The sequence below is a fragment of the Mycobacterium sp. genome, from assembly GCF_050701675.1.
GTDB lineage: Bacteria > Actinomycetota > Actinomycetes > Mycobacteriales > Mycobacteriaceae > Mycobacterium.
In genome coordinates, this window is the sequence record NZ_JBOGDD010000663.1 from 1 (window position 1) to 5,565 (window position 5,565).

Sequence of the window (5,565 nt, forward strand, 5' to 3'; positions counted from 1 at the left end):
CTTGTCGACCGGGTGGCAGGTCGCCGTGGCTTCGACTTCAGCACCGCAGTCGGTGCGGTCGGTTCTCGATTCCGTGGTGGGACATCAAACCGCAGAAGTCATCCCGATCTTCGCCGGCGATGTCGTGCCTGCGAAGAAACCTGCCCCGGACATCTATCTGCTGGCCTTGGACCGGTTGGGTGTCAGCGCCGAGACCGCCATCGTCGTGGAGGACAGTGCGGTCGGAATGCGTGCGGCGGTATCAGCAGGGCTGGCGTGCATCGTCACGCCCAGCAGCTACACGCTGGCGGAGGACTTCACACCTGCCGCGGCGGTCGTGACCTCACTGGGTGACGGCGGCGAGCCGACAACGGTGCTATCGGATCCCCACGACGTCGGATTCGGCGATGTCGTCGACCTCGAGGCGCTGCGGCGGCTTCTGGCGTTGCGCGGTCAGACCCTCACCTCAACACAGCGGGAGAACCGATGAGTTCCATCGAATTGGTATGTGCGGCAGTGCAGATCATCGCCGATACGGCGGTGAAGAACGAACAGTACTTCTGCGAATTGGACGCCGTTGCCGGCGACGGAGACTTCGGATACTCCCTGGCGCGTGGGTTCGAATCAGTCCTGGAGAACTGGGATACCCTCGATGACTCCAGCCCGTCGACCTTCCTGCGAGCCGTGGCCACCACGCTGGCAACCAGGCTCGGCGGAACCTCCGGCCCCATCTGGGGGACCGGCTTCATGCGAGCCGGGGCCGCGGTCAAGGACCGCGTCGAACTCGACCTGCAGGACGCACACGCGATGATCGACGCCGCAATCGGCGGGATCGAACATCGTGGCGGTGCCACCATTGGGGATAAGACCCTGCTCGACGCCCTGTACCCACTGCGCGACGAACTCGGGGCTGCCGCAACGCGATCCGACACCCCGTCGGACGTCGCCGCCTCCGTGGCTGCCGCTGCCCGCCGAGGTGCCACCCGCACCAAGGAACTCAAGGCCAACCGCGGCCGGGCCAGCTACGTCGGCGAACGCAGCATCGGCTACGAGGACCCCGGCGCCGTCGCGGTGGCCGTCATGTCCGAGAACATCGCCCAGCTATGGCGACCACTCCCAGACCCCCACCCACTACAGGAGGAATCAGCACGATGAAGCGATTCGTCAACGATCCCAAGGACTTCGTCGCCGAGATCCTCACCGGGATCGCCCGCGCCAACCCCGACACCCTGCGCTACGAGCCCAAGTTCAATCTCATCGTGCGCGCCGACGCTCCCGTGGCGAACAAGGTCGCCATCGTGCAGGGTTCGGGCTCCGGCCACGAGCCAGCCCACGTCATGAACGTCGGCCCCGGCATGCTCGACGTGGCCTGCCCTGGTGATGTCTTCGCCGCACCACCGGTGGACTACGTGCTGGCCGCGATCCGTGAGGTCGCCACCGATGCGGGTGTCCTGCTACTGGTCAACAACTACACCGGCGACAAGATGGCATTCGAGATGGCCCAGGAGATGATCTCCGATGAGGGCGTCGAAGCGCAGCTGCTGTTCATCAACGACGATGTCGCCGTGCAAGACTCGACGTACACCGTCGGACGCCGAGGTGTCGCAGGCAACTTCTTCGTCATCAAGGCCGTCGGCGCCGCCGCCGAACAAGGTCGCGAGCTCGACGACGTCCGCACCATCGGTGAGCGGGTCAACGCCAACACACGCTCGCTCGGCGTCGCGCTCACGGCCTGCTCGCCGCCCGCCAAGGGAGCGCCGTTGTTCGAGCTGGCTGCCGATGAAGTCGAGTTCGGTGTCGGCATCCACGGCGAGCCCGGGCGCCGACGGGAGAAGCTGCGTCCCGCCAGCGAGATCGTCAACGAGATGGTCGACACGATCGTCGCCGACAAGCCTTACGAGCCCGGAGCCCGAGTCGCCTTGATGATCAACGGACTGGGATCGACACCCATCAGCGAGCTCTATCTCCTCTATGGCCACGCCCACGACCGACTCCGCGACAAGGGGCTACACGTTCAACGGTCCTACGTCGGGAACTACTGCACCGCACTGGACATGGCCGGAGCATCGATCACCCTCGTCGAACTCGACGACGAAATCGACGCACTACTCGACGCACCGGCCTCCACCGCGCTGCACATCTACTGAACCAGGACCACCCCGATGCGACTCGGAATACTCACAAGCGGCGGCGACTGCCCCGGCCTGAACGCGGTGATCCGCGGCGCGGTGCTGCAAGGCACCCGCGCATACGAGGACGAGTTCATCGGGTTCAGAGACGGATGGCGGGGGGTGGTGCAACGCGACCACGTCCCACTGGATTGGCGTGCCGTGCGGGGCCTGAACCGACGCGGCGGCACCGTTCTCGGCACCTCCCGCACCAACCCGTTCGCGGCCGGGATGGACGACCCCACCGTGTACGCCGCGTTGGCCGATGCGGGTGTCGATGCCCTCATCGCGATCGGTGGGGAGGGGACCCTGTCGGTGGCCGCAGAGCTGCAGCGTGGCGGGGTCAACGTCATTGGCGTGCCAAAGACCATCGACAACGATCTGTCCGCCACGGACTACAGTTTCGGATTCGACACCGCAGTCGAGGTGGCGACAGAGGCCATCGACCGGATCCAAACATCGGGCGAAGCCCATCACCGGTGCATGGTCGTCGAAGTCATGGGCCGCAACGCGGGATGGATCGCATTGCATGCCGGGCTCGCGTCCAGCGCGCACGCGATCCTGATCCCGGAGGTCAAGGTCTCGATCAAACAGATCTGCAGTTGGATGGAGAGTACGAGGGACCGCGGCCGCACGCCGCTTGCGGTCGCCGCCGAGGGGTTCTCGCTGGACACCATGGACACACCGCACCATCGGCACGGCCTTGACACCTTCGGCCGGCCGCGACTCGGGGGCATCGGAGACGTGTTGTCCTCGCTCATCGAGGAGAACACTGGCATCGAGACACGCGCCACCACGCTCGGGTACATCCAGCGCGGCGCGGTTCCGACCGCGTTCGACCGGGTGCTCGCCACCCGGGTGGGCATGGCTGCGGTCCGCTCCGCGCACGAGGGCAACTGGGGCACCATGGTGGCCATCCACGGCACCGATCTCGTCAACGTTCCACTCGATGATGCCGTAGCGGAGCTCAAGACCGTACCGGCGAGTCGATACGACGAGGTCCTGACTCTCTTGGGATAGCAGTGATTTCGGCGCGCTCAGGTGCGCTCACCGCAACTGAGCGCGCCGAAATCGCACGTTCGGGGACCGGTCGCGGGACCATAGACGAAATGAGAAGAGTCCATGACGAACATGGTGCGTGCCGGGGTGCTGGACGTCGGTTACGAGCGGCGTGGTGATCGGCAGGGTTGGCCGGTCGTGTTGTTGCACGGCTTTCCCTACGCGCCAAGGTGCTACGACGAGGTGGTGAAACCGCTCGTCGAGGCCGGCGCGGACGTCGTGGTGCCCTATCTGCGCGGCTATGGCCCAACGCGTTTCGTCGACGCGGGGACGCCTCGCTCCGGACAGCAGGCAGCGTTGGCCCACGACCTGCTCGACCTGATCGACGCGCTGGGCCTGGACCGGCCGATCGTGGGCGGCTTCGACTGGGGTGGGCGAGCTGCGTGTCTGGTCGCGGCGCTGTGGCCGGATGTGGTATCCGGACTGGTGACCGTCGACGGCTACAACGTTCAAGACCTCGCAGCGGCACGCACGCCGGCACTACCGGAGCGGGAATGCGCGTATTGGTACCAGTACTACCTGCACAGCGAGCGGGGACGTCAAGGCCTGCAGCGATATCGGGCCGAGTACGCGCGTCTACTGTGGCAGCAGTGGTCGCCGCGTTGGTCCTTCACCGACGAGACGCTGATGGCGACGGCCAAGGCGTTCGACAACCCGGACTTCGTCGACGTCGTGGTGCACAGCTATCGGCATCGGCACGGGATGGTCGAGGGTGATCCGACCTACGAACCGACCGAGGAGCTCATCGCAGCGACGCCCGTGGTGACCGTTCCCACCGTCGTACTCGACACCGAACACGACGGGCTCGGACCTCGACCCGTCTCTGGCAGCCACGAAGATCACTTCACGAACATGGTTGCCCATCGCCTCGTCGACGCGGGTCACGGGCTTCCGCAGGAGAACCCCGACGCCTTCATCGAAGCGGTGCTACTGCTACACCCGCACTGATGCTCAGCGGATCGGGTCAATTCTCCGAGACCGCTATGCGCGCCCGCATTGGGCCGGCGCGGTTCGCCAAGAGCGGACTCGGCCAGGTGTCCAGATTGCGTAGATCTTCGAGGAACGCATGTTCACTGGGAGCGAGTACCCGCTCCCGGCGATAGGCGGCGACGATCGGCCGTCCGGCCGGGGGTGGGTAGACGTCAACCGTGGCGAGGGCGCCATCTTGAAGTTCCTGTCGCACGGTGTGTTCGGAGAGCAGTGAGATGCCGAGGCCCGCACGTACCGCCTGTTTGACGGTCTCACTGCCCCACATCTCGGTGGATGCGATGTCGTGCAGTTGCCAATCGGCGAGTACCTCGGACTGCAGCGAGCGAGTGCCGGAGCCCGGCTCCCGCAGGATGAACCGGTGTTCCGAAAGCTCCTTTGCCGCAACCTGTTTGTCGGCGAGCGGGTGGTGGGGACCGACGACCATGACGGCGAGATCGAGCATGATCTGCTCGGTGTGCAAGTGGGCGCTGACGGGCTCACCGACGAAGACCCCCAGTCCGACGCCTCCGGCCAGTAGTCGCGCGGTGAGCTGTTCGACGTTGCCGACGTAGAGCCCGCATTCGATGTCGGGATGCAGATTCTGGAAGCGACCCAGAAGGTGCGGGAGCAGGTAGGTGCCAACCGTCGTGGTGCCACCGAGTCGTAGGTGTCCGCGGCTCAGTCCCTGGACTTGCCGTACCGCAGCGATGGCCTCTTCACCGAGCAGGAGCAGTCGCCGCGAGTACTCGGCGAGCACTTCGCCTTCGGCGGTCGCCGTCGCGCGCCCGCCCGACCGGTCGATCAGGACTGCGTCGACGGTCGCCTCCAACTGCCGGACGTGGTGCGACACCGAGGGCTGGCTCATGAACAGCTTGTTGGCCGCGGCGGAGAATCCTCCGCACTCGACGACCTGCAGAAACACCCATAGGCGGTGCGAGTTGAGTTCCATGGTGGTCCTCCGGGGTGATGGGAAGTGCAGAGCTCGGTGTCCGTTGAACTTGTATCTACAGCGTGACTGAGTCGGTCCCGTTTGGCAATGGTCAAGAAGGATTTGACTCTCGGTCCCATAGTCAAAAACATTCCACACCAGTTAGTTAAGTGGTGGTCGATCCATTGATTCACTCATTCTTCACCTGTATGGTCAAGTTTGTGACAGAGGCCTTGCACATCAAGATTGCGCATGACATCCGGGAGCGGGTGCGCCTCGGCGAGCTCGCGGTCGGGTCCGCGCTACCGTCGGAGTCTCAGCTCTGCGGGCAGTGGAAGTCCTCGCGTGGGCCGGTGCGTCAGGCCCTCGCCGCGTTGCGCGCAGAAGGGGTCATCACCGGTGGTGCAGGCAAGCCGCCGGTGGTGTGTTCGACGGCGATCGGTCAGCCCTTCGACACCCTCT

At 65.3% G+C, this 5,565-nt stretch carries 7 protein-coding genes; 6 read left to right on the forward strand and 1 reads right to left on the reverse strand.

The genetic code is table 11. The annotated features are described in order from the left end of the window. The 5 genes from ACRDUX_RS20375 to ACRDUX_RS20395 all read left to right on the forward strand — a co-directional run. Positions 1-469 (forward strand): HAD-IA family hydrolase (locus ACRDUX_RS20375; RefSeq protein WP_526415885.1); only part of this gene is annotated, 469 nt, incomplete at its 5' end. Next, positions 466-1,134, forward strand: a complete 669-nt coding sequence (dhaL, locus tag ACRDUX_RS20380; protein ID WP_526415887.1) for a dihydroxyacetone kinase subunit DhaL — start codon at positions 466-468, stop codon at positions 1,132-1,134. The genes ACRDUX_RS20375 and dhaL, both read left to right, overlap by 4 nt. Beyond that, positions 1,131-2,126, forward strand: coding sequence for a dihydroxyacetone kinase subunit DhaK (gene dhaK / locus ACRDUX_RS20385; protein WP_526415889.1), 996 nt, complete (start codon positions 1,131-1,133; stop codon positions 2,124-2,126). The genes dhaL and dhaK overlap by 4 nt, the downstream gene beginning before the upstream one ends. A 15-nt stretch (positions 2,127-2,141) precedes the next feature. After that, complete coding sequence (locus ACRDUX_RS20390; RefSeq protein ID WP_526415891.1) at positions 2,142-3,167, forward strand: ATP-dependent 6-phosphofructokinase; 1,026 nt, start codon at positions 2,142-2,144, stop codon at positions 3,165-3,167. Positions 3,168-3,269: 102 nt separating this feature from the next. Beyond that, complete coding sequence (locus tag ACRDUX_RS20395) at positions 3,270-4,154, forward strand: alpha/beta fold hydrolase (protein WP_526415893.1); 885 nt, start codon at positions 3,270-3,272, stop codon at positions 4,152-4,154. 16 nt (positions 4,155-4,170) lie between these two features. On the opposite strand, the gene ACRDUX_RS20400 is transcribed toward ACRDUX_RS20395, so the two are convergent. After that, positions 4,171-5,124 (reverse strand): LysR family transcriptional regulator, encoded by a 954-nt coding sequence (locus tag ACRDUX_RS20400; RefSeq protein ID WP_526415895.1) that lies wholly within the window; start codon positions 5,122-5,124, stop codon positions 4,171-4,173. Positions 5,125-5,324: 200 nt separating this feature from the next. Here ACRDUX_RS20400 and ACRDUX_RS20405 point away from each other — a divergent pair. Next, the coding region (locus ACRDUX_RS20405; protein ID WP_526415897.1) for a GntR family transcriptional regulator at positions 5,325-5,565 on the forward strand (241 nt) is incomplete at its 3' end.

Excerpts from the sequence above, each read along its gene's own strand:
- dhaL (WP_526415887.1), top strand. The coding sequence starts at position 466 with ATGAGTTCCATCGAATTGGTATGTGCGGCAGTGCAGATCATCGCCGAT.
- ACRDUX_RS20400 (WP_526415895.1), bottom strand. The coding sequence starts at position 5,124 with ATGGAACTCAACTCGCACCGCCTATGGGTGTTTCTGCAGGTCGTCGAG.
- dhaK (WP_526415889.1), top strand. The coding sequence starts at position 1,131 with ATGAAGCGATTCGTCAACGATCCCAAGGACTTCGTCGCCGAGATCCTC.
- ACRDUX_RS20390 (WP_526415891.1), top strand. The coding sequence starts at position 2,142 with ATGCGACTCGGAATACTCACAAGCGGCGGCGACTGCCCCGGCCTGAAC.
- ACRDUX_RS20395 (WP_526415893.1), top strand. The coding sequence starts at position 3,270 with ATGACGAACATGGTGCGTGCCGGGGTGCTGGACGTCGGTTACGAGCGG.